The organism is Brevibacillus sp. NPDC058079 (genome assembly GCF_042885155.1).
Classification (GTDB): Bacteria; Bacillota; Bacilli; order Brevibacillales; family Brevibacillaceae; genus Brevibacillus.
This window is the reverse complement of the sequence record NZ_JBHVSO010000006.1, coordinates 237659-263768: the sequence shown is the minus strand read 5'-3', so window position 1 is coordinate 263768 and position 26110 is coordinate 237659. Positions and strand designations below refer to the sequence as shown.

24 protein-coding genes and 1 pseudogene are annotated in these 26110 nt (G+C 47.1%); 21 read left to right on the top strand and 4 right to left on the bottom strand.

Annotated elements, in window-relative coordinates; all coding sequences use genetic code 11:
* Nucleotides 1-23 precede the first annotated feature (23 nt).
* The 9 genes and pseudogenes from ACFVS2_RS19465 (at nucleotide 24) to ACFVS2_RS19425 (ending at nucleotide 10001) form a co-directional block, all read left to right on the top strand.
* On the top strand, nucleotides 24-1601 hold the full coding sequence (locus tag ACFVS2_RS19465) for a helix-turn-helix domain-containing protein (protein ID WP_390236902.1): 1578 nt from the start codon (nucleotides 24-26) through the stop codon (nucleotides 1599-1601).
* A 117-nt stretch (nucleotides 1602-1718) separates the two neighbouring features.
* Nucleotides 1719-2747: an ABC transporter substrate-binding protein gene (locus tag ACFVS2_RS19460; protein ID WP_390236712.1), complete on the top strand. Its 1029-nt coding sequence runs from the start codon at nucleotides 1719-1721 to the stop codon at nucleotides 2745-2747.
* A 380-nt stretch (nucleotides 2748-3127) separates the two neighbouring features.
* A complete protein-coding gene (desA, locus tag ACFVS2_RS19455) occupies nucleotides 3128-4186 on the top strand; it encodes a Delta(5) desaturase DesA (protein WP_173618222.1) in 1059 nt (352 codons plus the stop codon).
* A gap of 63 nt (nucleotides 4187-4249) precedes the next feature.
* A complete protein-coding gene (locus tag ACFVS2_RS19450) occupies nucleotides 4250-5392 on the top strand; it encodes a sensor histidine kinase (RefSeq protein ID WP_390236710.1) in 1143 nt (380 codons plus the stop codon).
* Entirely contained in the window at nucleotides 5389-5988 is a 600-nt protein-coding gene (locus ACFVS2_RS19445) for a response regulator transcription factor (protein WP_007722595.1), read from the top strand. Before ACFVS2_RS19450 ends, ACFVS2_RS19445 begins: the two co-directional genes overlap by 4 nt.
* Before the next feature lie 221 nt (nucleotides 5989-6209).
* Nucleotides 6210-6613: pseudogene (tnpA, locus tag ACFVS2_RS19440) on the top strand (IS200/IS605 family transposase).
* Between the two features lie 2 nt (nucleotides 6614-6615).
* A complete protein-coding gene (gene tnpB, locus ACFVS2_RS19435; RefSeq protein ID WP_390236708.1) occupies nucleotides 6616-7707 on the top strand; it encodes an IS200/IS605 family element RNA-guided endonuclease TnpB in 1092 nt (363 codons plus the stop codon).
* 237 nt (nucleotides 7708-7944) lie between these two features.
* Nucleotides 7945-8514, top strand: coding sequence for a helix-turn-helix domain-containing protein (locus ACFVS2_RS19430; protein ID WP_173618219.1), 570 nt, complete (start codon nucleotides 7945-7947; stop codon nucleotides 8512-8514).
* 233 nt (nucleotides 8515-8747) lie between these two features.
* Complete coding sequence (locus ACFVS2_RS19425; protein ID WP_390236706.1) at nucleotides 8748-10001, top strand: CynX/NimT family MFS transporter; 1254 nt, start codon at nucleotides 8748-8750, stop codon at nucleotides 9999-10001.
* A gap of 72 nt (nucleotides 10002-10073) precedes the next feature.
* Here the strand turns inward: ACFVS2_RS19425 and ACFVS2_RS19420 are convergent, their stop codons facing one another.
* The 3 genes from ACFVS2_RS19420 to ACFVS2_RS19410 all read right to left on the bottom strand — a co-directional run bounded on the left by ACFVS2_RS19420 (nucleotide 10074) and on the right by ACFVS2_RS19410 (nucleotide 12431).
* Complete coding sequence (locus ACFVS2_RS19420; protein ID WP_390236704.1) at nucleotides 10074-10598, bottom strand: GNAT family N-acetyltransferase; 525 nt, start codon at nucleotides 10596-10598, stop codon at nucleotides 10074-10076.
* 139 nt (nucleotides 10599-10737) lie between these two features.
* On the bottom strand, nucleotides 10738-11505 hold the full coding sequence (locus ACFVS2_RS19415; protein WP_390236703.1) for a matrixin family metalloprotease: 768 nt from the start codon (nucleotides 11503-11505) through the stop codon (nucleotides 10738-10740).
* Nucleotides 11506-11867: 362 nt separating this feature from the next.
* The gene (locus ACFVS2_RS19410; protein WP_173618217.1) at nucleotides 11868-12431 is read right to left on the bottom strand and encodes a hypothetical protein; all 564 of its coding nucleotides are present in this window, start codon (nucleotides 12429-12431) and stop codon (nucleotides 11868-11870) included.
* 389 nt (nucleotides 12432-12820) lie between these two features.
* Between ACFVS2_RS19410 and ACFVS2_RS19405 the strand changes: the two genes are divergently transcribed.
* The 11 genes from ACFVS2_RS19405 (at nucleotide 12821) to ACFVS2_RS19355 (ending at nucleotide 24570) form a co-directional block, all read left to right on the top strand.
* Entirely contained in the window at nucleotides 12821-13777 is a 957-nt protein-coding gene (locus ACFVS2_RS19405; protein ID WP_390236701.1) for an ROK family protein, read from the top strand.
* A gap of 104 nt (nucleotides 13778-13881) precedes the next feature.
* Complete coding sequence (locus tag ACFVS2_RS19400; protein ID WP_390236699.1) at nucleotides 13882-14946, top strand: Gfo/Idh/MocA family protein; 1065 nt, start codon at nucleotides 13882-13884, stop codon at nucleotides 14944-14946.
* Nucleotides 14947-15018: 72 nt separating this feature from the next.
* Nucleotides 15019-16611, top strand: a complete 1593-nt coding sequence (locus ACFVS2_RS19395; protein ID WP_390236697.1) for a glutathione ABC transporter substrate-binding protein — start codon at nucleotides 15019-15021, stop codon at nucleotides 16609-16611.
* 67 nt (nucleotides 16612-16678) lie between these two features.
* Complete coding sequence (gene nikB, locus ACFVS2_RS19390; protein WP_173610526.1) at nucleotides 16679-17602, top strand: nickel ABC transporter permease; 924 nt, start codon at nucleotides 16679-16681, stop codon at nucleotides 17600-17602.
* Nucleotides 17603-17621: 19 nt separating this feature from the next.
* Entirely contained in the window at nucleotides 17622-18512 is an 891-nt protein-coding gene (locus ACFVS2_RS19385) for an ABC transporter permease subunit (RefSeq protein WP_173618213.1), read from the top strand.
* 18 nt (nucleotides 18513-18530) lie between these two features.
* A complete protein-coding gene (locus tag ACFVS2_RS19380) occupies nucleotides 18531-19523 on the top strand; it encodes an ABC transporter ATP-binding protein (protein ID WP_390236695.1) in 993 nt (330 codons plus the stop codon).
* Nucleotides 19516-20478 (top strand): ABC transporter ATP-binding protein, encoded by a 963-nt coding sequence (locus ACFVS2_RS19375; RefSeq protein WP_390236693.1) that lies wholly within the window; start codon nucleotides 19516-19518, stop codon nucleotides 20476-20478. The genes ACFVS2_RS19380 and ACFVS2_RS19375 overlap by 8 nt, the downstream gene beginning before the upstream one ends.
* 22 nt (nucleotides 20479-20500) lie before the next feature.
* A complete protein-coding gene (locus tag ACFVS2_RS19370; protein ID WP_390236691.1) occupies nucleotides 20501-21703 on the top strand; it encodes an ROK family transcriptional regulator in 1203 nt (400 codons plus the stop codon).
* Nucleotides 21704-21754: 51 nt separating this feature from the next.
* Entirely contained in the window at nucleotides 21755-22660 is a 906-nt protein-coding gene (locus ACFVS2_RS19365; RefSeq protein ID WP_390236689.1) for a Gfo/Idh/MocA family protein, read from the top strand.
* Nucleotides 22657-23652 (top strand): Gfo/Idh/MocA family protein, encoded by a 996-nt coding sequence (locus ACFVS2_RS19360; protein ID WP_390236687.1) that lies wholly within the window; start codon nucleotides 22657-22659, stop codon nucleotides 23650-23652. The genes ACFVS2_RS19365 and ACFVS2_RS19360 overlap by 4 nt, the downstream gene beginning before the upstream one ends.
* Before the next feature lie 45 nt (nucleotides 23653-23697).
* Nucleotides 23698-24570: a sugar phosphate isomerase/epimerase family protein gene (locus ACFVS2_RS19355; protein WP_048031233.1), complete on the top strand. Its 873-nt coding sequence runs from the start codon at nucleotides 23698-23700 to the stop codon at nucleotides 24568-24570.
* A gap of 103 nt (nucleotides 24571-24673) precedes the next feature.
* Here ACFVS2_RS19355 and ACFVS2_RS19350 read toward each other — a convergent pair whose 3' ends face one another.
* A complete protein-coding gene (locus tag ACFVS2_RS19350) occupies nucleotides 24674-25027 on the bottom strand; it encodes a DUF805 domain-containing protein (RefSeq protein ID WP_390236685.1) in 354 nt (117 codons plus the stop codon).
* Between the two features lie 205 nt (nucleotides 25028-25232).
* On the opposite strand from ACFVS2_RS19350, the gene speD reads away from it, so the two are divergent.
* Entirely contained in the window at nucleotides 25233-26042 is an 810-nt protein-coding gene (gene speD, locus ACFVS2_RS19345) for an adenosylmethionine decarboxylase (protein ID WP_144617709.1), read from the top strand.
* Nucleotides 26043-26110: the final 68 nt, after the last annotated feature.

The following is a 26110-nucleotide window of genomic DNA, read 5'->3' as shown; positions in this document are numbered from 1 at the left end:
GATAGAAGGATGTGAATCTGTTGATGATTAATCAAGATTATCCTGGCTTTTTGATGACCGCCTTTCGCAAACAGCGATTGAAAAATTTTCACCTGCGTCAGGTGGAGGTAAACACCCATGTCCTTTGCTATGTGGCAGAAGGAAGTGCAGAGATTACGGTTGATGGTCAAAAGCAGGTGCTCGACGCCGGAAAGCTCTTGTTGTTGCGCCCGACGACGAAGATAGAAGAATTGCGGTGCCAATCAGGATCGTTGCACATATACAGGCTGCATTACGTGGAAGCGAGACGCGATCAGCATGAGAGCTCTCCCGAGAGGAAAGAAGTCAAGGTCTTGGCTGTCTCTACTCCCGCCTCATTTCTGACGGTATTGGATGAGCTCTCGCAATTGACAAGGAAGCGGGACTACTCTTCTTTTTTGCGGAGCCAAGCGCTACTCTACGAGCTGCTTGGTGTTGTTCATGATGAACAGAAAAAGAAAGAGGAAAAGGGCATTGGAGCGATTGAGGAGACTATCACCTACATGCAAAAGCACTACCGCGAGTCACTGGAATTGGGAAGCTTGCCGAAACTGGCGGGGTTGACCCCCAGCTCTTATTGCCGTGCTTTCAAACGTGCGACGGGAATGACACCCGGGGAGTATTTGACTGGGTTGCGGATGGAGCATGCCAAGGAGCTGCTTGCCCATTCTGGAGGAAGTGTGAAGGATGTGGCTCGTAACGTAGGTTATGCCGATGAGCTGTATTTTAGCAGGCTCTTTAAAAAACGAGAAGGATTGTCACCGCAAATTTATATGAAGCAAAGTGACCAGCGGGTAGTCGTGGTCAGCAAGCTGTTTTTACAGGATCATTTTCTTGCGATGGGAATTCAGCCGATTGCTGCCCCCTCCTTCCCGAACTACTTTGAAACGAGGACGGGCTTTCCTTCTTATTTGCAGCAAAAGCTGCGCGGGACAAAAGCACTGAATGCAGAGCAGTTGATCGATCCGAAAGAGATTTTGACTTTGTCGCCTGATGTGATTGTCAGGATGAATTTTTTCAACAATCGGGAGGCAGGAGACTGGGAGAAAATAAAAGGAACGGTCTCCTTTGACGGCTATCCAAACTGGATTGACTACCAAACCAAATTGGCGACGCTCTTCAAGAAAGAGAGTCAGGCAGAGAAAATCATCAAGCACATCGACAAAGTAGAAAAACAGGCAAGAGATGCACTATTGCCGGTTACACGCACGGGTGAATGGACGATGATTCGTGTGCTAAAGGATGAGGTGCGCTTGTACGGCGTAGAGGGACACGCCCTCACAGACTTGTTTTATTACAAGCTTGGCTTTGCGCCTGACCCGAATGTGACCCACGCGGCCTATAAACCAAATGCGCTCAACGATCTGATCGAATTGAACCCGGAGAGAATCATCGTGTTCTGGAGTGAGCGGGAGCATGTAGCAGCGCTATGGAACAACCCGCTGTGGAGAGACTTGCGTGCGGTGCGGGAAAACAAAGTGTACCATCCCGCCAATCATGAATGGGACCCATGGGGGCCGTTTGGCAGAGAGCATACGATTCAAAGGAGCACAGCGTACTTTCTCCAGGTCGGACAGGGGTAATCTGGTCCATGGCAATTAGACAATCACGTCCATAGAAAAGTAAGAGGAGTCTCTATATACTATCAATTGATAATTGTTATCACTAAGTTGATAAGCAGAAGTGGGGGCATTCTCGATATGAAAAGTAAGACCAGTTTACGTACCATGCGCCACATCATGACCAGCTTCTTCGCGATGTGCTTGCTGGTTGTCCTTGCCGGTTGCGGAGGCAATGCCAATCAAGCTCAACAGACGCCAGCTGCATCGGGAACGACGACTGAGGCTACGCCAGCGCAAACCACACCAGCCGATTCTAATGAAGTACGTGAAGTGAAGCACGCAATGGGTACCACTCCGATTAAGGGAACACCAGAACGCGTGGTTATTTTAACAAATGAAGGCACCGAAGCCTTGCTTGCACTTGGCGTTAAGCCAATCGCTGCTGTACAGTCCTGGGATGAAGATCCTTGGTATCCTCACATCAAAGATGAGATGACAGGCGTAGAAGTGTTGGGCTTCGAAGACCAGCCGAATCTCGAAGCGATTGTAAGCTTGAGCCCTGATTTGATCATCGGAAACAAAGTACGTCATGAAAAGATTTACGATCAACTGTCCAAAATCGCTCCAACCGTATTCTCTGAAGAGCTGTCCGGAAGATGGAAAAGCAACTTCACGCTATATGCAGAAGCACTGAACAAGAAGGCGGAAGGCGAGCAAGTCCTGAAAGAATTCGACGACCGTGTAGCTGCTGCGAAAGCAAAGCTGGGTCCTAAAGCTTCTACTAAAGTATCCGTAGCGAAGTTCTCCAAAAAAGGCGTACAAATCTATCAAAAAGATACCTTTAGCGGTGTGCTACTCGATCAGCTGGGACTCGCACGTCCAGCTTCCCAGGACGTAAACAACTTTGCAGAAATGATCAGTGAAGAAGGTATGTCCGCTATGGACGGGGACATCCTGTTCTACTGGGTAACCGAGCCAACGAAAGAATCTAAAGACATTGCGAACAACGCGAAAAAATGGATGGAAAGTCCAGTCTTCAAATCTCTGAATGTGGCGAAAACCAACCAAGTTTACCAAGTAGACGAAACGGTTTGGAACAAAGCAGGCGGCATCAAGGCAGCGAATTTGCTGCTCGATGACATCGTGAAGCGCCTCGATGTGAAGTAAATCAAAAAGCGTCAAAGCGAGAGACCTCATCCGAAGCAAGGATGGGGTCTCTTTGCACTCCTGCGGGTCTGTGAAAATCAACGAGACTACCCTTGAAGAGATCATAGAAGCTTTTCAAGATTTCCAAACGGGAAAAATGGGAATACTAATTTTTAAGGAGCGGAGTTCAGCAATCCTTCATGCGCTGGATTCTTCCTTTTTGCTGTAGTTTACTCTTCCCTCAATTTCCCAGATATATATTCAACCATGACATTTGTCATGTCCACGACTTGACGTTTATGACTACAGCGGCCAGCCGCTATTTCCTACAATAAAGATAGAATATTGCGTCCGGCGAATTCACATGTCCCTGTGCGCATCAATCGAGGAGGAAACAATTGATGCATCAAGCCAACATTGCCCAATTGAAAAAGAATGTTGCCCCCTTTGAAAAAGCAGACTTGAAAAAGAGTATCCGACAGCTAATCAATACACTAGTTCCGCTGATTCTACTCTGGTACGGTGCTTATCTCAGTCTATCTGTGTCTTATTGGCTCACGCTGCCTATCGTCATTGTCGCAGCCGGCTTTGTCATCCGTACATTCATCATTTGCCACGATTGCTGCCACCAATCCTTTTTCAAAAATCGTCTGGCGAATGACATCGTTGGTACGATTACCGGTGTGCTGACCCTCGTCCCTTATGAACAATGGAAAAACAGTCACAATATTCACCATGCAACGAGCAGCAACCTCGACAAACGTGGCGTAGGCGATTTGTGGATGATGACTGTCAATGAATATCTCGAGGCTTCTACTTGGCATAAAATCGCTTATCGGCTGTATCGCAATCCGATCGTGATGTTTGGTTTGGGACCTATTTTTGTCTTTTTGATTCAGTATCGTTTTAATGTGAAGCGAGCTCGCCGCAAAGAGCGGTTGAATACGTATTTGACGAATGTGCTGCTGGTCGGTCTTTATGCGCTTTTGATCTGGGCGGCTGGCTGGCAAGCATTCCTGTTGATTCAAGGTCCGATCTTTTTCGTCTCTGGCTTGTTTGGGATTTGGCTGTTTTATGTGCAGCATACGTATGAGGATTCTTACTTTGAGAACGATGAAGAGTGGAGCTACGTGAAAGCGGCAGTAGAAGGAAGCTCCTACTACAAGCTGCCGAAGGTTTTGCAATGGATCACAGGCAATATTGGCTTTCACCATGTCCATCACTTAAGCCCGCGCGTACCGAACTACAACCTGGAAAAAGCACATAACGACACACCGCCGCTTCAGATGGCGACGACGATTACACTGGCGTCCAGCGTGCAGTGCCTGCGTTTTCATTTGTGGGATGAGAGCAACAAGCGGTTTGTGAGCTTCAAAGGCTTCAAGCGGTTGGCTGCTGCTCAGTCGGAAGCAATCATAGATGCACTCCAAAGCTCCAAACCGAGTTTGGAAGGAAAATAAGCCTGCCATAAACCTTTGAATTCCGATACACTTGAGAGAGTGGCGAAGAAAAGGTGGGCAAGCATGCAGAAGCAGAAGTGGTATCACATTCTACAAAAAAATACGGGCTTGAGCCCTTATGTGTGGGTTGTCTTCTACATCCTGCCATTTTATTTCATCTTCCGGTCATCCTCGACGTACGAAGCGGTGATCGGAATCATCATGATCATTCTGTTTTTCATTTGCTATGTATTCTCCTTCCTGTCAAAGGGTTGGCTGATTTACTTTTGGACGAGTGTGCAGATTATCATATCCATCGCCATGACCTTGATGTTCGGCTATGTGTATTTCTCGCTCTTCCTGGCGTTTTTTATCGGGAATATCGAGAACAAGATCGGCTTTGTTACGCTGTACACGGTTCATTTGATTAGCACCACCATATCGGTCAACATCGGCTTTTTCACCAAAAACGCGCAATTGATTGGCCAGCTTCCGTTTGTTTTGGTTAGCATGATAGCTGTCATTCTCTTGCCGGTGACCACGTACAACTGGAATAAGCGAGAGAAGCTGCAGGGAGAGCTGGAGCATGCGAACAAGCGAATTTCAGAGCTGGTCAAGCTCGAGGAACGCCAACGCATTGCCCGCGACTTGCACGATACGTTGGGGCAGAAGCTCTCATTAATTGGGTTGAAAAGCGATTTGGCGAACAAGCTGATCAACAAAAATCCTACTTTGGCGAGAACGGAGCTGGAGGAAATCAGGCAAACGGCCCGAATCGCGTTGAAAGAAGTACGGGAAATGGTCACGCAAATGCGTGGGACGCGGCTAGAGGATGAGATGTTTCGGATCAAGCAAATTTTCAAAGCGGCCGAAATTGAATTCGTGTTGGAAGGCGATACGAATCTGACCAACACTTCGCTGATGACAGAAAACGTGTTGTGCATGTGCCTGAAAGAAGCGGTCAACAATATTGTGAAGCATAGCAATGCCAGCGCCTGCTCCATCGTCATCGAACCTACTCGTACCGATCTCGTCGTAAGCGTAACAGACAATGGGATTGGAATGGCGGAGGAATTGGTCTACCGAGGAAACGGTTTGCGTGGGATGAAGGAACGGCTGGAATTTGTCAACGGAAGTATGGAAATCCAGTCCTCGGTGTCTGGAACACAGCTAGTGATTCGGGTACCCAACGTCTTCAAACAACCGGAACAGGAGGCGGGAGGATGATTCGCATTGTCATTGCAGAGGATCAGCGGATGCTCTTGGGAGCCCTTGCTTCCCTGCTCGATTTGGAAGAGGATATGAAGGTCGTCGGAAGAGCAAGTAATGGTGAGGATGCCGTCAAGCTCGTGCATCAGCATCAACCCGACATTTGCATCATGGATATTGAAATGCCAGTCAAAAGCGGATTAGACGCTGCTGAGGAATTGAAAGGTAGCGGCTGCAAGGTGATGATTCTCACGACCTTTGCTCGCCCAGGTTACTTCGAACGAGCACTGAAGGCAGGTGCAAACGGCTACTTGCTCAAGGACAGTCCGAGCGAAGAACTGGCCAGCTCGATTCGCAGCATTATGGCAGGGCGGCGGATCTATGCGCCTGAGCTGGTCGATGAGGCATACGGGCAGGAGAATCCGCTGACGGAGCGGGAAAAGGAAGTCCTGGTCTTGATCGCAGACGGGAAGAACACCAAGGAGATTGCCAGCCAGCTGTACATTACGACAGGGACTGTGCGGAATTACATCTCCGTCATTCTCGACAAGCTCGGTGTGAGCAATCGGATCGAGGCAATTATGCATTCAAAGGAAAAAGGCTGGTTTAAGTAGCAGACCAGCTGGAGGAGGCCCTTTCTGTTTTGGCAGGAAGGGTTTTTTTATCACTCGTGCCGTAAAACCCCTTGCTTTAGCTATGGGGATATAAGGCACTTTGCTCTGCATCCCTTGTAGGGGGTACTAAGAGCAAACAAAAATAGCCCTTTTTTTTCCAACTCTGTTAGAGATGTCTTCTCTATCTAACAAAATGGTATAATTTACCATAGGTGATGGTTTTGAGTAGATCAGTGGAAAGTAACCACAATGTCGTATTTGACTGTAAATATCACGTTGTTTTTTGTCCGAAGTATCGTAAAAGGTTTTGAAAGTGCCAGTGGACATTCGATTAAAAGAGTTGTTTCTTGAAAAGGCAATGGAACTACGTGCGGAAGTTGTTGAAATGGAAATCATGCCTGATCATGTTCATTTGGTCATCAAATGCGATCCGCAATTCGGAATCCACCGAGTCGTAAAACATTTGAAGGGCTATACATCCAGAGTGTTGCGGATGGAATTTAAACATCTCAAAAGCAGACTTCCCTTGCTATGGACAAACTCCTACTTTGTTGCAACGGTTGGCACGGTGCAACTCGATGTGATTCAGAAATACATGGAGTCTCAAAAAGAAAGGAATGATTGAACTTGCATAGAGCCTACAAATTCCGTTTGTATCCAAACAAAGAACAAGCAACACTCATCAACAAGACAATTGGATGTACTCGCTTTGTATTCAATCACTTTCTTGCGAAACGAAAAGATGCTTACGAACAAGAAAACAAAACGCTGAATTACAACGACTGTTCTGCTTTGCTCACGCAACTAAAAAAAGAATTCGAATGGTTGAAAGAAGTGGACTCCACTGCCCTGCAATCAACCTTAAAAGATTTGGATTCGTCATACAAAAAGTTTTTCAAAGAGAAAAAAGGCTATCCCAAATTCAAGAGCAAGAAGAACCCAAAGCAATCCTATACATGCAAGATGGACATCAAAATAGAACGGAATCGCATCAAACTTCCTAAGCTGGGATGGGTATCGTTTGCTAAATCCAGAGAAGTCGAAGGGCGAATCCTATCGGCTACGATTAGATGTAATCCTTCAGGTAAATACTTTGTGTCAGTATTGTGTGAAACAGAGAGTCAATTACTCCCAAAAGTAGAACAAACAGTTGGGATTGACCTTGGGATCAAGGATTTCGCCATACTCTCTACTGGTGAGAAGGTGGCAAATCCCAAATACTATCGCAAGTATGAAAAACAACTGGCGAAATGGCAACGGATTCAATCTCGTAGACAAAAAGGCAGCAACAACCGGAACAAGGCGCGTACCAAAGTAGCTCGACTCCACGAAAAAATTGCAAATACCCGTAACGATTTTCTACATAAGCTGTCAACCAAGCTGATCCACGAAAGCCAAGTGATCTGTTTGGAGGACTTGCAAGTGGAAAACATGGTAAAAAATCACAAGTTAGCCAAATCCATTGCAGATGCTTCGTGGTCTATGTTTCGTACGATGCTGGAGTATAAGGCAGAATGGTATGGAAGAAGGATCTCCATTGTTGGAAAACAATTTCCTTCAAGCCAGCTCTGCTCAACTCCAAACTGTGGATACCGCAACAAAGCAGTGAAAAGTCTCAACTTGCGCAGTTGGATATGCCCGCACTGTGGCGTACAACATGATCGTGACCAAAACGCTGCTATCAATATTGAGCAAGAAGGACTTCGAGTGTTGGCGTAGTCAACTAAACTGTGGGACACACAGGGATAGCTTGGTAAAATTCACTCCGTTAGGAGTGACTACCCAAGAATCCCCCGCCTTTAGGCATGGGGAGTGTCAAGTGGTATATAATACACATAATGAATGTAATGATTGATGATCTGGTATATTTAGTATGATTTCATCCACTATCGTATATGAAATGCTAATCGCATATTTTTTTATAGTTTCCATCGATATGGCAAAGGGAGGCTTAAAGTGAATCTAGAAACCGATGATCCCAAACAAGTTGTTTTACAGGTTGGAGGGGTATTAAAAAAAATTCGTAAAGAGAAACATTTGAGCCTTGAAGATTTATCAGAATTATCGGGTGTGAGCAAGCTGACACTTGGAAATATTGAACGTGGAGAAACCAATCCCACAATCGGGGTATTGTGGAAAATTTCGAAATGCTTATCTATACCACTCTTGGCTTTATTCTCAACCGAAAACAGTGTGAATCTGTCCAGAGCTGGGCAGGGACTCAGAATTGCTGGGGATAATAAAGATTGGGTGATTGAGCCAATCTTTCAGAACGTAAGTAATGAAATTGAAACGTATAGAGCTTATTTACAACCGAATAGCTCATACTATCCAGAGAAGCATCACCACAATACAACCGAAATTGCGACGGTAATGTCAGGAACCCTTTCCATCCATGTAAATAATGAGTCATACACCTTGAATCAATATGATTCGATTAGTTTTTGTGCAGATGGCACGCATTCATATATAAATCACTCCGACGATCTTGTTGTGATCCATATTATATTGAAATACGGGGTCTAAAAATCGATCCCCTGTATTCTCATAGAGTACGACGACTATGACCCTTTATCGACCGAATGGTTGCTAGAGGGTTATTTTTTGTTGTGATTTATTAGAGATGATAGATATTGGACAATTTTCGCTTGTTATATTATAGTGTGTTTTGTGGATTTAAAAGTATATTATAATATACCGTTTTTCTTCGGTTACGAATTAACTCCTGTATCCACTCTAATAGACTAGGAGGGAAAATGATGAGCACTCAAGATATAAAATCAAATCCAAGTGTTACTAGATCAGCAGTTTGGGTAGTTATTGTAGGGATAATATTTATTGCAGCTAATTTACGGGCTCCTTTAACCTCGGTGGGGCCTCTAGTTGGTCTTATTAGGGACGATGTTCATATTTCGAATACGCTAGCAGGTATGATTACCACGTTGCCTCTACTAGCCTTTGCACTTTTTTCTCCTTTTGTTCCTAAATTAGGACGAAAGTTTGGAGTAGAAGTAATGATTCTAATTTCCATCATCCTTCTTAGTTTTGGGGTTTTTATGCGTTCCCTCTCAGGAATCGCTACTTTATATATCGGTACTGCTGTTCTTGGATTGGCGATTTCCGTTTCTAATGTATTGTTGCCTAGTCTTATTAAACGAGAGTTTCCTAGACGCATTGGTTTAATGACTGGTGTATATTCTGTTTCTATGAATTTATTGGGAGCAATAGCATCTGGTATTAGTGTTCCCATTGCAGTTGGAATAGGAATTGGATGGCAAGGGGCATTGGGTATATGGGGCATTCTTAGTTTGGCATCTGTATTATTTTGGTTACCTCAAATGAAACGCAGCAATAGGGAAACAGCTGCCGTTCAAAATCAATCGGCTGATAGCAGTGTGAATTTATGGCGTTCCGCACTAGCATGGCAGGTAACCTTGTTTATGGGACTCCAATCTATGGTTTTCTATGTACTTATCACATGGCTACCTGAAATCTTAAAACAGCAAGGAACAAGTTCAGATCAATCTGGTTGGTTACTTTCCATTATGCAGTTAGCCTTACTGCCATTTACTTTTGTCGTTCCGATTATCGCAGGGCGTATGTCCAGTCAACGTTCATTAGTTACGATTACGGCAATTTTGCTTTTAACTGGAACGCTTGGATTACTTTACGGAAGCTCGAATTTTATTGTTTGGTGGATCATCATGCTGGGAATTGGTGGAGGTTTTGCTTTTAGTTTATCGATGATGTTTTTTGGCTTACGAACAGAGCATGCTCAACAGGCTGCAGAGCTATCCGGTATGGCTCAATCAGTTGGATACCTGCTCGCTGCAATAGGCCCGACCCTTTTCGGATATCTGCATGATGTAACGGATAGCTGGACTGTTCCACTTCTACTTTTGGTTTGTGCGTCAATCTTGCTCTTTATATTTGGTCTAGGTGCAGCTAGAAATCGTTCTATTGGTTCAAAGCCAACGACTCCACCGAGTACAATACCGCCAAAAGCGATGTAAGTAAATCATTTCATAGGTACGGGCATGCTATGGAAATCAGCGGATTTGCTCGGGAGTCCATCTTAGATACGCTTACTTCTCCAACGAATAAATGCAGTCATTCACCATCTTACCTGCAATTTCAGTGCTTTCGGGCACGATTTTATCCAGCTTCATTCCAGCCTTCTCCAAAATGCGTCGTGAAGCCACATGTTCTTCGGAACAAACAGCCGTAAATTTTTTGAATCCAAAAGTATCCACAGCAAAATCAAATACGCGTCTGATTGCTTCCGTTGCATAGCCCTTGCCTTTGAATCCGTCCAGTATGATGAAGCCCACTTCCGCAGTGAGAGTTTCTCGGTTACGGGTGCAGATGCTAATCAAGCCAACATCGTTACCGGAGTCGGTTTCACGTATGATCCAGGTTAGCCAGTGGGTCGATTCTAGGCTCCACGGAGCGAGTTCTTTCTCAAAGTTACGGCGGATATCTTCATCGCTCATGGTCGCTCCGATATGCTCCATCAGTGTCGGGTTGGAATAGATGGAGCGGATCAGCTCCCAATCGGGTAATGCCACTTTGGTGAGAGTCAGGCGCGCACTGAGAATTTGATTATTCATAGCGATTCTCCTTTGGTAATTGTTAGGAATATTTATAATAGTATACGCAGATGAATGAGAAGGAAAGGAGTCAATCAGCAAGAGTGGGGCTGTTCATCAAAAAAGGCCGTCGACTTTCTCGACAGCCAAAAGAGGTCCTTTATCGACTATAGATGTTTCTAAGCTCATTGATGTCGTTTTGGGTAGGACCAGTGATTCTCGTTAACCAAGAGTTATTCATGATCGAGTGATCCGACCTATGATTTAGTCGCAACACATGTCCAATCTCATGAGTAGCTAAGGCTTCTAAATAAGCGGCGTTTCTGTTGCTCACTCTGTTCCATTGGATGACTGTGCCACCAGTTACTCTGGAACCATTCGATTGCCACCAGCCAAATCCATCATACCCCCTCGCATAACCTTCACCTAAGGTAATGGGGGCATTCTGTGTTGGTGTTAATGAAACAATGCCTGTGTTGTTCCAATTCCGTATGGCATTTTCATAGGCCTGTCTGAGAGCAGGGATATTCGTCGTAATGGTTACCTGATACGAAACGAAGGCCTTGTTTTGATCGGTTGCAGGTGGGTTTCCATTAATAAAAGCAGACGCAACATAGTATTTCACGCCGTTTTTCTCGTAGAAGAACCATCTATTATCAGGGGCACTTGTCCAATAGTCCGTTAACGAGGTGCCTCGGGTCCAACCAGAAAATTGTACACGGGTATTTGGTTGAAGCCTGTCGATGATAGCAGCAGAAGTAGTCGGTCCGGTACGGATATTGACAGGGATCGGAGCGGATACACCGCTAAAATCCACGCGATATTCGGATTGATCCTGTGCGTTTGTCGGCATAACAAAATATCCATTTACAAGAGTGACAAGAGTAATAGTGAACAATAAAAGTTTACTCAAAATTCTTTCTAACATCATGAGACTCCTTTCCAAGCAAGAGTTTTCGTGTTTCCCAGTACAGTTCTCTGTGGACCTCCTTCTCTTTTTTTTGATTACAAAAACAATTTCATTCCTACTAGTCCATCTCTTTTAAGTAGTTTAAAATTGTTTTTCTAATGGTAAAATACGAATCCAGTATTTTCAAGTTAATTACAAAAAATTTACAATAATAGAACTTATTTACCATGCTTTCTAATCGTTCATGCCATTTCAATAGTCGCTTTTTACCGAAATTTGTCGGGGGGTCTGATCAAAAAGGATGAATGGGGGAATAAAAAAACCTACCCTTTTACTAAAGGGTAGGAGTTGGATGCGGTTTTCCAATTATTCTGATTAGCCTATAGGCGCTTGATCAGGTTCATATTCCCCGAACTTCTGATCACAATCCATCCGTCAGGAATAGGCGAGCCTAGCATCACCCATACCTCCTGACCAGAAGAAACGTTGTTCAAATTTTTAATCAGGTTCATAGTCCCAGTACTTCTGATCACAACCCATCCGTCAGGCATAGGGGAGCCGAGCATTACCCAAACTTCCTCATTAGAAGAGGCGCTGTTCAAATTTTTAATCAGGTTCATAGTCCCAGTACTTCTGATCACGACCCATCCGTCAGGCATAGGGGAGCCGAGCATTACCCAAACCTCGTAACCAGCAGGAGCATTGTTGATATCCTTAATCAGGTTCATATTGCCAGAAGATCTGATTACGACCCAACCGCTTGGAATAGGGGAGCCGAGCATTACCCAGACTTCCTGACCAAATGCGGCATTTTTGATTATTGTTTTTTGGGAGGCTGGCGCCTTCTCCTGTAGAGGTAGAGATGCCCCTTGGGCTTGTGCGGCTACACTTGGTACAGCGACAACTGAGCTTAATGTCAGGATGATCAAGGCTTTTTTAAACATGAACATCAACCTTTCATGATAGTGGTAAAAGTAGCTCCGAAACGATCATCGAGTGGATGCCAGATGTTGCGGTACTCCATCACATATAGAAGATGGATATCATCGCCCCTCTCCAAGAATGCCTATATATACCATTTTATAGGATATCTATTCCTTTTACTTTAGGAGATATTGTCGAATGGTAGACAAAGTAGAAATATTTTTTGTGACGGGATTTATCACAACGCACGATTTGTGAAAAGAGCGAGAGATAATAGCTACGCCCCTATTTTTCTGAATAATCTGGACGAAAGAAAGGTAGTGTGCTACAAATAAAGCTAAGTTAAATTTATAAAGTCATTGGAGAAATTAACTTTAAAACAGCAAAGGTGAACGAAGGAGAGACGAGCATGGCAAAAGAAGAATATGCGATTGGGCTGGACCTGGGTGGGACCAAAATCTTGGCTGGTTTGGTTGATCGCACAGGCAGGCTAATTGCACAAAAGCAGCTGCCGACCTTAGCGGAAGAGGGAGAAAAAGCAGTGGTCGAAAGGGTATTGTCTGCTACTGATGATGTCCTATCAGCAAGCGGCATCGATCCCCAAAAAGTACGCGGCGTAGGAATTGCTTCAGCTGGGGTGATTAATAGCGCGAACGGTGAAGTAGTATTTGCGAGCAATCTAGGCTGGCGAAATGTACCGATTGGCGCCCTGATCCAGCAGAGGTTCGGACTGCCCGTCCGGCTGTTTAATGATGCGAATGCAGCGGCAATCGCGGAGTGGCTATGGGGCGCAGGAGCTGGCACCCAAAATATGATCTATGTCACCGTCAGTACAGGCGTAGGGGCAGGAGTGATCAGCGACGGTCGATTGGTTTGCGGGCGGGATGGGAGTGCGGGTGAGTTTGGCCATATCTCGATCGATTGGAACGGACCGCCATGCCGCTGTGGCAATCGAGGCTGCCTGGAAAACTACGCATCGGGTACTGCCATTGAAAACGCCGCTCGCCACAAGCTGGCAACCACAAATGGGCCAGTTACGGCCAAAGCAATCAGTGAGACTGCGCTAGCAGGAGATCCTTTCTCCAAGCAACTCATCAAGCAAGCAGGGTTTTACTTGGGAGTTGGAGCAGCCAATCTGATCTATTTGTTTAATCCGGAGGTAATCGTCTTCGGAGGTGGAGTGATGAACGCGTCTACCATACTTATGCCGGAAATTGAGAAGAGCATGAGGGAGAGATGCATCCCTGGATTGGCGCAGGAGGTACGTGTCGTCCTTAGCCAGATCGGGGTAGAAGCTGGAGTGATGGGAGCGGCAGGGGGAGTTTTTGCGCTAGATCAACCAGGAGAGAAAACATCAAATTTTTAATTGAAATCCGTATTGCAAAAATTAAAACAATTTTGTATCATCTTATTAATTACTCCACTGAAAAAACTAATTAACAGATGAGAAGCAAGGAGGAAGACAACATCATGGCAAAAGTGAGAGTTGCGGTGATTGGTGCAGGATCAATTTCAGACATGCACTTGCAATCGTACCAGCAAAACGAGCGTACAGAAATTCGTGCCGTCGTCGACTTCAACGAGGAGCGCGCACGGGAAAAAGCACAGAAGTACGGGGCCAAAACCTACTACAGCAAGCTTGAGGATGTTTTCACAGATGAACAGGTAGACGCTGTGAGTATTTGTACGTGGAACAACACGCACGCAGATATTGCCATCGCTGCCCTTAGAGCGGGTAAGCACGTGCTATTGGAAAAGCCTTTAAGTACAACAGTTGAAAGCGCTCTCCTGATAGAAGAGGCCGTAAAAGAGAGTGGCAAGCTGCTCCAAGTAGGTTTTGTGAGAAGGTACGATACGAATGCGCAATTGCTCAAGCAGTTCATCGATGCGGGCGAGCTGGGGGAGATTTATTACGCGAAGGCATCCTGTTTGCGTCGTTTGGGCAATCCGGGAGGCTGGTTCGCTGACAAGGACAGATCTGGCGGAGGTCCACTCATCGATCTCGGCGTGCATGTCATTGATCTGTGCTGGTACTTGATGGGCTGCCCAAAAGTAACGACCGTCAGCGGCAATACATACAACAAGCTGGGCAATCGCGCCAACGTCAAAAATCTCTCCTTTTACAAAGCAGCTGACTACGATCCTTCCCAAAACACTGTCGAGGATATGGCCAATGCACTCATTCGCTTTGAAAACGGAGCGTCCCTTTTCGTGGATGTGAGCTATACACTGCATGCGAAAAAAGACGAGTTGGCCGTCAAGCTGTACGGAGACAAGGGAGGCGCAGAGGTGGAGCCAGAGCTGTCCATCATTGCAGAAAAGCATAACACGATCCTGAATGTCAGCCCGCAGATGGATAAATTATCATTTGATTTCAAGCGAGGCTTCCAAAATGAGATCGATCACTTCATCGCATGCATTTTGGGTGAAAAAGAAACACTTAGCCCAGTACAGGACGGCGTGGAGATGATGAAGATTCTGTGCGGCATTTACGAATCAGCTGCGACCGGAAGAGAAATCGTATTTACTCGATAACTGGCAGGCTAGACCTATCCATGGACATCCAGATATCACCCATAGAGTAGATGAAGACAAGGGGGAAAAGAAATGAAAAAAGCATCGTTTTTGCGAACCGCATCCGTCTTACTTTTTTCAGTGGCTTTACTTTTCGGGTGTTCCAGTGGCGGTGGTAGTGGCAGTAATAGTGGAACTCCGGCAGCTTCCAATGGGGGGACAACGACGGGAGCGCCGCAAAAGGATCAGATGGTCATCGCCGTAAACGAAAACTTTATCACGATGGACCCGCAAAATACAGGGGATGCACTGTCATCAGGTGTCCAAAGCGCGATGTTTGAAGGGCTTCTGATTTATGACAAGGATTTGAAGCTCATGCCGGGTTTATCGACTGAATATTCGGTTAATGAAGATGCGACAGCGTACACCTTCAAGCTCCGGCAAAACGTGAAGTTCCATGACGGCACACCATTCAATGCCGAAGCGGTCAAAATCAATTTCGACCGGATGAGCAACAAAGACAACAACTTGAGAGCCTATCGGAACTACAAATACATCAAGTCCACAGAGGTTGTCGACGAGCACACAGTGAAAGTGACGCTGAACCAGCCGTTTTCCGCGATGATCAACAAATTCACGACCGGAATCATCAGCCCGGCGGCTCTGGAAAAGTACGGCAAAGACATTACCAAAAATCCAGTCGGTACAGGTCCATATAAATTCGTGGAATGGGTACAGGGTGACCATCTGACGGTAGAGCTGAATCCAGATCACTGGAACAAGGGAGCAGCCAAGGTCGGTAAAATCGTCTACAAGCCCGTTCCTGAAAACGGCTCCCGCGTAGCCATGCTGAAGACGGGTGAGGCCGATGTCATTTATCCGTTGCCGGAGCAGCAAGTAGAGACACTGAACGGAGCAGAGGGAGTAAAGGTAGAGCGCACACCATCTACGATCACACGCTATGTCTCGATTAATATGTTGAAAAAGCCATTCGATGATCCGCGTGTACGCCAAGCGATCAATCATGCAGTGGACAAGGACGCGTTCATTAAAGTCGTGAAATCCGGGTATGGCGCACAACTGGAATCCGTGATGTCCCCGACGATTGCCCACTATGCGAAGCAAGGCGCCTATGAATACAACATCGAAAAAGCGAAGCAGCTTTTGAAAGAAGCAGGCTACGAGAACGGCTTCACAACGGACATCTGGGGCAATACGAACTCGGATACGATGAAGGGCATGCAATTCATTCAGCAGCAATTGCAAAAGGTCGGCATCACCGTTGAAGTGAAATCGATGGAAGAAGCGACGCTGTCTGATGAAATCTACGGCATCAAGTCGCCAGAAGAAGCAAAAATGAACATGTGGTACGTAAGCTGGTCCTCTGCTGATCCAGACAATGCGATGCGTTCGTTGTTTAGTAGCGAGAACTTCCCGCCTGCGGGAGCGAACACGGCTTTCTACAAAAATGACCTTGTCGACCAAAGCATCAAGGAAGCGACACAATCGTCAGACCAAGACAAGCAAAAGCAGCTGTATGGCGTCGTGCAAGAAAATGTGTTTAAAGATGCACCATGGATTTTCCTCGCAGTCGATGAAATCTTGTACGGAAAACGCGCGAACGTGAACGGTGTTTATATCACACCGAGTGGCGGCATCTATGTAAGAGAAGCGGCGTTCCAATAATACTTGAAGCAGCGTTCGGGCATTGTCTGCCGCTGGGCGCTGCTTTTCTTTTAGGAGGAACCGTACCATGTTCCGTTATATCGTGAAGAGACTCATCGAGATCATCCCGATTATTTTTGTCGTGTCATTGCTCATTTTCTTCTTTATCCATCTAGTTCCGGGTGATCCTGTTCGCTTGGCGGCGGGAAAAGAAGCGACCTTGGAAGAGATCGAGCGGGTGCGTCAGGAGTTGGGCCTGGATAAGCCATTGCTTACCCAGTACGTCAACTACATGCAAAACCTGCTGACAGGAAATTTGGGACACTCCCTGAAGACAGGGCTTCCCATTAGCGATATGTTTGAAAACCGTTTTTCTGTAACGATGACGTTGACATTTATGAGCCTGGGCTGGGCCTTGGTGCTCGGACTGTTGATTGGGACGATCTCTGCTGTTTTCCGCAATAAATGGCCGGACTACGTAGGGATGCTGACGGCGATTTCTGGTATTTCCTTGCCTGGATTTTGGCTGGGGCTCATTCTCATACAGGTTTTTTCTGTCACGCTGGGCTGGTTTCCCACAGGTGGGGTCGAGAGCTGGAAAAGCTACGTGCTCCCCTCGTTAACCTTGGGAGCAGGAATCATGTCGATGCTGGCTCGTTTTACCCGTTCCTCCCTGCTCGAAACATTAAAGGAAGATTTTATCCGAACAGGTCGGGCAAAAGGGTTGAAGGAATCCGTAGTCGTTCGCAAGCACGCCCTGAAAAATTCGATGATTCCGGTCGTGACCATCGCCGGATTGCAATTCGGCTTTTTGCTAGGCGGATCGGTTGTCGTAGAGACGGTGTTTAGCATTCCAGGTATGGGGCGTCTGTTGATCGATTCCATTGCTTTTCGCGATTATCCGGTCGTACAGGCAGTCATCCTGTTGTTTTCACTGGAGTTCATTCTCGTGAATCTGCTGGTAGACATCTTGTACAAGGCACTGAATCCGAAAATCCGTTATGACAGCTAATGGCAAGGAGGTGACGTAAATGGAGGTAGTAAAAGAAATCGGGCATAACGTTGTAGTTCCCACGGAAAAGAAATCCCGAGCCCGCGAGTTTTGGAAGAAGTGGAAAAAGCAAAAGACAGCATTCTGGGCTGGGTTTTTTATCTTGTTTTTGTTTGTGATAGCACTGTTTGGCCCATGGATCGCACCGTATGATCCGTACGAGCCGAACTATGATGTGACGTTGCAGACTCCTTCCATGGAACATTGGGCAGGGACAGATGAATACGGACGGGATATTTTGAGCCGCATCATTGTAGGAACGGGTATCTCTCTTGGCGTCAGCTTTTCTTCTGTGGTGGTCGGCGCAGTGGTTGGAACGGTATTAGGCTTGATTAGCGGATATTACGGCGGGTGGCTGGATCGCCTCATCATGCGGTGGAGTGACGTCATGTTTGCTTTTCCCGACTTGCTGCTCGCAATCGCCATTGTTGCGATCCTCGGCCCGGGATTAACGAATGTCGTCGTAGCGGTCGCGGTGTTCAGTATCCCATCGTTTGCTCGTTTGATTCGCGGCAATACATTGGCTGCCAAGGAAGCGGTGTTTGTAGAAGCGGCGCGGTCTATGGGGGCAAAAAGCAGCCGGATTATTTTCCGGCACATCTTTCCAGAGACCGTCTCTAGTATGATCGTCTTTTTTTCCATGCGGATCGGTACCTCGATCTTGGCAGCATCCAGTCTCAGCTTTCTCGGTCTGGGGGCAAAGCCGGAGAGTCCCGACTGGGGGGCGATGCTCAGTATGGGGCGTGATTATCTCGCCACTTCTCCTCATGTGGTCATCATTCCCGGGATTGCGATCTTTTTGACCGTGCTGGCGTTCAACCTGGTTGGGGATGGCTTGCGCGATATTTTGGACCCGAAAACGAAGAACTAAGCGAGGGAGATGGGGCAGATGAGTGAGAACATCATGGAAGTAAAGCATCTGCAGACGCAATTTACGAGAGACAACCAGAAGACAGTCGTCCTCGATCATGTCAGCTTTCATATAAAAAAAGGCGAGGTGCTTGGACTGGTTGGCGAATCGGGCTGTGGCAAGAGTGTGACCTCCTTGTCGATCATGCGCCTGTTCAAGGACACGACTGGTGAGATTACCAATGGCGAGATTGTTTACAACGGTACGAATTTGCTCTCGATTTCGGAGAGTGATATGCGCCGTATTCGCGGAAAAGAAATCTCGATGATTTTTCAGGAGCCGATGACCTCGCTCAACCCGGTGATGAAAATCGGAGAGCAATTGATGGAAGCCATTCGTTTGCATCTCGGCTACTCCGACCAAAAGGCGCGAGAACAAGCAGTGAGCATGCTGACAAAGGTGGGCATTCCGCGACCAAGCGAAACTATGGGGGAGTATCCGCATCAGCTCTCTGGCGGTATGCGACAGCGCATCATGATTGCGATGGCGATGTCTTGCAATCCCAACCTGTTGATCGCCGATGAGCCAACGACGGCACTAGATGTTACGATACAAGCCCAAATCCTCGACGTAATGAAGCAGCTTCAGGCTGAAGAGCATATGTCGATGCTGTTGATCACGCATGATCTCGGCGTCGTGGCAGAGATGTGCAACCGTGTCGTGGTCATGTACGCAGGGCGTGTCGTGGAGGAAGCATCTGTTTACGACTTGTTCGATGAACCCAAGCATCCGTATACCAAAGGCTTGATCGGCTCTGTCCCCAAAATCGGGCAGAAGCGCGCGCGGCTGGATTCGGTTCCGGGCAACGTACCGACACCAAACAATATGCCGAAGGGCTGCAAATTCGCTCCGCGCTGCAAGGACGTCATGCCTGTTTGTTGGGAAAAGGAGCCCACCATTACGACGGTGGGAGTGGAACGTTCTTGCCGCTGCTGGCTCTATCAAGAGGAAGGTAGGGATGTTCATGTCTAAATCACTGGTCGTGGTAGACGGTATCAAAAAAACGTTCCCGATTGATAGCGGTCTATTAAGCAGCAAAAAAAGCGTAAAAGCCGTAAATCATGTTTCGTTTGAGATCAAGGAAGGCGAGACGTTCAGTCTGGTCGGAGAGAGTGGCTGCGGCAAGTCGACGACAGGGCGCTTGGTCACACGACTTTTGATGCCGGACGAGGGCAAGATTTGGATCAACGGAGAAGAAATCTCCAAGATGAACGAAACGAAGCTGCGGGAAGTGCGCAAGCAGGTACAGATGGTTTTTCAGGACCCGTACGCCTCGCTGAATCCGCGGATGAAAATTCGCGATGTGGTAGCAGAGCCTCTTCTCATTCATACGAAGCTGTCTACCCAAGAGCGGGATCGGATTGTCGCCGAAATGCTCGAGGTCGTCGGGCTCTCCAGCTATCATGCGGAGAAATTCGCCCATGAATTCAGCGGAGGGCAACGGCAGCGCATCGGAATCGCTCGCGCCTTGATTTTGAAGCCGAAGCTGATCGTCGCGGATGAGCCAGTCTCTGCCCTCGATGTGTCGATTCAATCGCAAATCTTGAATTTGCTAAAAGATTTGCAGGAAGAATTTCATTTGACCTATTTGTTTATTTCCCACGATTTGAGCGTGGTCGAGCATATTAGCGACAAGATCGGCGTGATGTATTTGGGGAGTCTCGTAGAATCCGGCCCGAAGGAAACGATTTTTGCCAATCCCGGGCATCCATATACAAAAGCGCTGCTCTCTTCAGTTCCGATTCCTGATCCACGGGCAAAGCGGGAGCGGATCATTTTGCAGGGAGATGTGCCGAGCCCGGTGAATCCGCCGTCAGGCTGTCTGTTTCATACGCGCTGTCCGTTCGTGATGGACATATGCAAGACGACACCACCTGCATTGCGGGAAGCGGCAAACCGAAATCATTTTGTCGCCTGCCATTTGTGATTTGAATAAAAGGGATGGTTACATGCGTAGGACGGGTGATTTAAAGCTGATCCAAGAACTGAATCGCTCCATCATATTAGATACGATCCGTCATTACGGCCCCATTTCCCGGAGTGAAATAGCGAAGCGGAACAAACTGAGTCCTACTACCGTGACCTCGGCTGTCAGTGAGCTGATTCGTGACTCGTTCGTATGCGAGGTGGGAACAGGAGAGTCAAATGGCGGACGAAAACCGATATTGGTCCAGTTTTCTCCTGATAGTCGCTTTCTGATCGGCATTTCGATCTCTGGCTCGAAGATTACCATTGCCGAAATGAATCTGGAAGCTGTGGTCAAACGAAAGGAAGTTCACTCGATCAAGCCGTACCAAGGGGAGAGCGTCCTCGCTTATTTGATGGACATCATTGAGCAATTTTTGCGTGGAGCCGCGAGTCTGGAGACATGCATGGGAATCTCGATTGTCACACAAGGCATCGTGGACTCGGTCCATGGAGTGATTCGCTACAATCCAAAGCTCCGCTTGCAGAACGCCCCTGTTAAAGAAATGATCGAGCAGCGTTTCCAGTTGAAAACCTGGCTGGATAACGACACGAATGCGTATTTGCTCGCCGAGAAGACTATCGGGGATTTCAGTCATTATCAAAACATGCTGTATGTCACGATTGGCGATGGATTGGGAGCCAGTATTTTGATGAACGGTGCCATCTACAGGGGCTTTAAAGGCGGGGCCGGTGAGTTCGGTCATACCACGATTGATCGGGCAGGTGTGCGGTGCGACTGCGGAAATGTAGGCTGTCTGGAAAATTACGTGAGCTGGCCAACGATTTACTCCAAGCTGGTCTCCTCGCTTGCGAAAGGAAAGACGAGCCGCATCTCGGATTTGGTGGAGCAGGATGTTGGCCGGATTACTCCTGCGGTATTTCGTCAGGCTTTGGAGGAGCAGGACCCGCTTGCGGTCAGCATTTTGGAGGAAACCGCTTCTTATTTGGCTTCGGGGCTGGTCAATCTGATTCATTTGTTCAATCCGGAGGTCATTATTCTGGGCGGTGAGATTGCCTTCGAAAATGAGCTATTGATTGCCAAAGTAAAAGACTACGTAGGGGAATACGCGCATGGAATCCTGACGGAGGAACTAGAGATTCGGCCGAATTCGTTGGGTGAAAATGTAGAGGTCGCAGGAGCTGCCGCTGTTTTATTGCAGGATACGTTTCAGTTTTCGCTATAAGAGGGTTGTGTCGAGCAGTCCACAAAGCTCGAGGAAAGGGGGAGCGGGATCATGGTAAAAGTTGTAGTCGCAGGGGAAACGGGAACAAGCGTCAAAGAGTCACAAGCTTGGCTTCGGATCAAAGAGGCAGAGATTGTAGGTGTGGCGGACACCTTGTCTTCTTTGCGCGAAATCTTGCAGGGAACAGAAGTGGATATCGTGGATATTGGCTCGATTACGAACAGCTCTGACCCATGGGTGACGCTTGCTGCCCAGGCGGGAAAGCATATTTTATGCGCAGAAGGTTCTGCTCTAGGGCGTGAAGGAATCAGTTTGTGCGATCAGCAGGATGTCGTGCTGCAATTCACAAATACGCTGCGTTTTGCTCCAGAATACGAGCAAGCCCACGAGCAATTAAAGAATGGGGCCATCGGAAAAGCAGGTGTCATTCGCTTGCGAAGAGGTGCTTCTGCATCGGCTGAAAATGTAGGAAAATGCATTTTTCAAGCGCTTGGAATGCGTGAATTTGATTGGCTACGCTGGACGTTCGGCGAGGTTGAGCGAGTGATGGCGCGTGAGGTCAAGCGCAAGAATGAGTCAGGACAGATCGTTCATTATGCGCTGGTCATGCTCCGAATGGCAGGCGGGGCAATTGCTCATGTAGAGCTATCTTGGGCGGAGGGGACAGAACATACTTCCTTTGAGCTTACTGGTGATCAAGGAATGATTGAGCATGATAGCCGGGAAAGCACCCCTATTCGCTGGAGTCGGGGAGAGCAGTTTCTATCGACAACATTCCAAGGGATGGACCTGATGCAGCGACAGCGGGAGCATTTCATTCGCTGTGTACAGAAAGAGGAAGGGCCACGTCTGCATTCTCGTGATCTGCTCGCTGCTCTCGATATCGCTTCAGCGGCGAGAAAATCGGTCAAGACGGGACAACCAGTGAAGCTCATGCACGGAGGTGACGAGGGATGAAGGTAGGAATCATCAGCTTCGCCCATATGCATGCGCATAGCTACGCTACTTATTTGCAAAAGCACCCGGATGCGCAGCTGATAGCAGTCTGGGATGATGACTCGCGCCGTGGAGAGGAAATGGCGACTGCCTACCAGCTTGATTTTTACGAAGATCTGCAAGCCTTTTTGCAATCCGGTATCGACGCGGTCATTATTTGCTCGGAAAATGCCAAGCACAAGGAGCACGTGATTGCGGTAGCGCGAGCGAAAAAGCACATTCTGTGCGAGAAACCAATTGCCACCGAGATTGCCGATGCACGCGAAATGATTCAGGCTTGCAAAGAGGAAGGTGTCATGCTTCAGGTTGCCTACCCTGTTCGTTTTGCACCTGTGATGGAAAGCGTCAAACAAATCGTTCAGTCAGGTGCTCTCGGAGACATTCTCGCCATCGATGGCACGAACCACGGACAAATGCCAGGTGGCTGGTTCATTGAAAAAGAGCTGTCTGGCGGTGGGGCAGCGACGGATCACATCGTCCATCTGATGGACCTCGTACGCTGGATGCTCCAAGAAGAAGTAAAAAGCGTCTATGCGGAGCTGGACACACGCTTTTACGAGATTGAGGTAGAGGATTGTGGCCTGGTTTCCGTGGAAATGGAGTCTGGCGTGATCGTTGGAATTGATCCGAGCTGGTCGCGGCCGAAGACGTTCCCGACGTGGGGAGATGTGACGATGCGGATTGTCGGCACCAAAGGCACGTTGGACGTCGATGTGTTCAAGCAACACGCGCTCTATTACAATGACCGCGATTCGAAGCTCCAATATTTACCTTGGGCTGTGGATATGGATGAGCGGCTTATCGCCGATTTTGTGCAAAATGTCATGGAAGGCCGACCTCCGTCTATTACAGGAGAGGATGGACTGCGGACACTCGAAGTGGTGAAGGCAGCCTATGAATCCCATTGTCTCAAGCAAGTCGTGACTATCAACAAGGTGCATTTCTCATCATGATGAGCAGCAGCCTTTCTATACAATAAATCGAATGAGGTGGAACTGATGAAAATTGGATTGAGCACTTACAGTCTGCTAACAGCAATACGAGCTGGGGAAATGGATGTACTGGATGTCGTGCAATGGATCGCGGATAACGGTGGCGAGCACATGGAAATCGTGCCGTACGGTTTTACACTGGTCGATAACTACGAATTGGCAGACGCTGTTCGGGATAAGGCAAAAGCGGTAGGGATTGAGCTGTCCAACTACTCGATGCCGACCAACTTTATTCAACCAGACGAAGAAGCCTTCGAAGCAGAAGTCGCACGTGTAAAAACACATGTCGATCTGCTGCACCGCATGGGTATCAAGCATATGCGCCACGATGTGTCCGCCTTTACTGTTCCCGTAGAGGAGACGACGATCGAGTACTTTGAAAAGCATTTGGCTGAGATGGTCGAGGGAAGCCGCCGAATCGCTGATTATGCCGCGCAATTCGGAATAACGACGACAATCGAGAATCACGGCTGGCTGGTGCAGGCAAGTGATCGCGTGCAGCGTGTCTTGCATGAGGTCAACCGCCCGAATTTCAAAACGACGCTGGATATCGGAAACTTCATGTGTGTAGACGAGGCTTCGTTGGTCGGTGTGCAAAAAAATCTGCCTTACGCTTCGCTCGTGCATTTCAAAGATTTCTACTTCCGTCCATCCTACCATGATCCAGGCGCAGGCAAATGGTTCAAGACCGTCAATGGCAACTTCCTGCGTGGAGCGATAGTCGGACAAGGCGACATTAACATCCGCGAGGTTGTCAAGCTGGTTAAGCAGTCCGGCTATGATGGCTATATCACGGTCGAGTTCGAAGGCATGGAGGATTGTCGAGAAGGGTCTAAGATCGGAATGGACAACTTGCGACGTTTTTGGGACGAGGCGTAAAAAGGTAATGGATCAAACGGCATTTGGGGAGTCCCGAACGGCCGTTTTTTCTTTGGACCAAAAATAAAAAAACCTCTCCCTTTGGGGAGAGGCGATGGAGACATTAGAAGGATTGCGAAGTTTTTGGATTCGCACCGTATTTGTTGTCTCCTTGGCTGTCTTGGCACAAGAATACGAGCAAAATAATGGCACCGATAAAAGGAATTAACGAGAGAAGGATCCACCAACCGCTTCTTCCAGTATCGTGCAATCGGCGTGCAGTTACGCTCAAACTAGGCAGTAAAACAGCCAATGAATAGATCATGCCCAAAATTGATCCTGTACCAATTAAATAGTCTACGAGAGCAATTACCATAGATACGATGATGTTGAACAAAGTGAACATCCAATATTCTTGACGTCTAGCTCTTCCTGTAAAAGCAACGTATTGCTTTAACACACTTGTATACCAATGCATGATAATTTCCCCCTTTCTTCTAAAATTTGACACACTTCGATATTTTATCACTAAACGCAGGGGATTAGAACCATATCCTGTAAAGTTTTCCTAATGCTATTGAATCATTTTTAAGTAGGACAAAAGTAATGGGTATTTATGAAGGAGATGGAGGAAAAAGTAAGAGCGAATGAGTTTTGGATGCTATCACAGGGGGAAATGACGCTTGGAACAAAAAACAGAACAAAACGTTACGCTGCATGGCTTCAACAATTTGACCAAGTCACTCAGCTTCAACATGTACGATATTTGCTACACGAAAACAAAAGCGGAACGGGAAGCGTATATCGAATACATAGATGAACAATACAATGCCGAGCGTTTGACGAATATCCTGAAAAACGTGTCGAATATTATCGGCGCACACGTACTGAATGTCGCGCAACAAGATTATGTACCACAAGGTGCGAGCGTCACTTTTCTTGTATCCGAGGGGCCAGTCGTAGAAGTCCCTACTGAATCTTATGAGGAATCCCCCGGACCTTTACCTGAAAATGTGGTGCTGCAATTGGACAAGAGTCATATTACGGTGCATACATACCCTGAGTACCATCCAACGGAGGGCATAAGTACGTTCCGGGCTGATATTGACGTCTCGACCTGTGGCGAGATTTCTCCGCTCAAAGCACTCAATTATTTAATTCGTTCGTTTGATACAGACTTGATGACGATCGATTACAGGGTGCGTGGATTTACCCGGGATATACATGGATACAAGCTGTTTATCGATCACGACATCAGTTCGATCCAAAATTATATTCCCGAGGAAATTAAGGAATTGTTCCACATGATTGATGTAAATGTGTACCAAGATAATATTTTCCACACAAAATGCAAGCGCAGGCAATTTGATCTGAACAATTATTTGTTCGGATACACGAAGGAAAAGCTGACACCGGAGGAGCAGGAGGATATTACGGAGCAATTGCAAATAGAGATGGACGAGATTTACTATGGGAAAAATATTGTGAATTAAGGAGGAAGCCTTCTCAGATTGAGGAGGCTTTTTTTTCGTAGCTGTAGTGAGAGAAAGAAGCGCATTTC

Bases quoted from the DNA above. Each gene is read 5' to 3' on its own strand.
- ACFVS2_RS19375 (WP_390236693.1), top strand. From the start codon at position 19,516: ATGTCTAAATCACTGGTCGTGGTAGACGGTATCAAAAAAACGTTCCCG.
- ACFVS2_RS19370 (WP_390236691.1), top strand. From the start codon at position 20,501: ATGCGTAGGACGGGTGATTTAAAGCTGATCCAAGAACTGAATCGCTCC.
- nikB (WP_173610526.1), top strand. From the start codon at position 16,679: ATGTTCCGTTATATCGTGAAGAGACTCATCGAGATCATCCCGATTATT.
- ACFVS2_RS19380 (WP_390236695.1), top strand. From the start codon at position 18,531: ATGAGTGAGAACATCATGGAAGTAAAGCATCTGCAGACGCAATTTACG.
- ACFVS2_RS19460 (WP_390236712.1), top strand. From the start codon at position 1,719: ATGAAAAGTAAGACCAGTTTACGTACCATGCGCCACATCATGACCAGC.
- desA (WP_173618222.1), top strand. From the start codon at position 3,128: ATGCATCAAGCCAACATTGCCCAATTGAAAAAGAATGTTGCCCCCTTT.
- ACFVS2_RS19465 (WP_390236902.1), top strand. From the start codon at position 24: ATGATTAATCAAGATTATCCTGGCTTTTTGATGACCGCCTTTCGCAAA.
- ACFVS2_RS19405 (WP_390236701.1), top strand. From the start codon at position 12,821: ATGGCAAAAGAAGAATATGCGATTGGGCTGGACCTGGGTGGGACCAAA.
- ACFVS2_RS19445 (WP_007722595.1), top strand. From the start codon at position 5,389: ATGATTCGCATTGTCATTGCAGAGGATCAGCGGATGCTCTTGGGAGCC.
- ACFVS2_RS19420 (WP_390236704.1), bottom strand. From the start codon at position 10,598: ATGAATAATCAAATTCTCAGTGCGCGCCTGACTCTCACCAAAGTGGCA.
- ACFVS2_RS19395 (WP_390236697.1), top strand. From the start codon at position 15,019: ATGAAAAAAGCATCGTTTTTGCGAACCGCATCCGTCTTACTTTTTTCA.
- ACFVS2_RS19385 (WP_173618213.1), top strand. From the start codon at position 17,622: ATGGAGGTAGTAAAAGAAATCGGGCATAACGTTGTAGTTCCCACGGAA.
- ACFVS2_RS19410 (WP_173618217.1), bottom strand. From the start codon at position 12,431: ATGTTTAAAAAAGCCTTGATCATCCTGACATTAAGCTCAGTTGTCGCT.
- ACFVS2_RS19400 (WP_390236699.1), top strand. From the start codon at position 13,882: ATGGCAAAAGTGAGAGTTGCGGTGATTGGTGCAGGATCAATTTCAGAC.
- ACFVS2_RS19450 (WP_390236710.1), top strand. From the start codon at position 4,250: ATGCAGAAGCAGAAGTGGTATCACATTCTACAAAAAAATACGGGCTTG.
- ACFVS2_RS19415 (WP_390236703.1), bottom strand. From the start codon at position 11,505: ATGTTAGAAAGAATTTTGAGTAAACTTTTATTGTTCACTATTACTCTT.
- ACFVS2_RS19365 (WP_390236689.1), top strand. From the start codon at position 21,755: ATGGTAAAAGTTGTAGTCGCAGGGGAAACGGGAACAAGCGTCAAAGAG.
- ACFVS2_RS19350 (WP_390236685.1), bottom strand. From the start codon at position 25,027: ATGCATTGGTATACAAGTGTGTTAAAGCAATACGTTGCTTTTACAGGA.
- ACFVS2_RS19360 (WP_390236687.1), top strand. From the start codon at position 22,657: ATGAAGGTAGGAATCATCAGCTTCGCCCATATGCATGCGCATAGCTAC.
- ACFVS2_RS19425 (WP_390236706.1), top strand. From the start codon at position 8,748: ATGAGCACTCAAGATATAAAATCAAATCCAAGTGTTACTAGATCAGCA.
- ACFVS2_RS19355 (WP_048031233.1), top strand. From the start codon at position 23,698: ATGAAAATTGGATTGAGCACTTACAGTCTGCTAACAGCAATACGAGCT.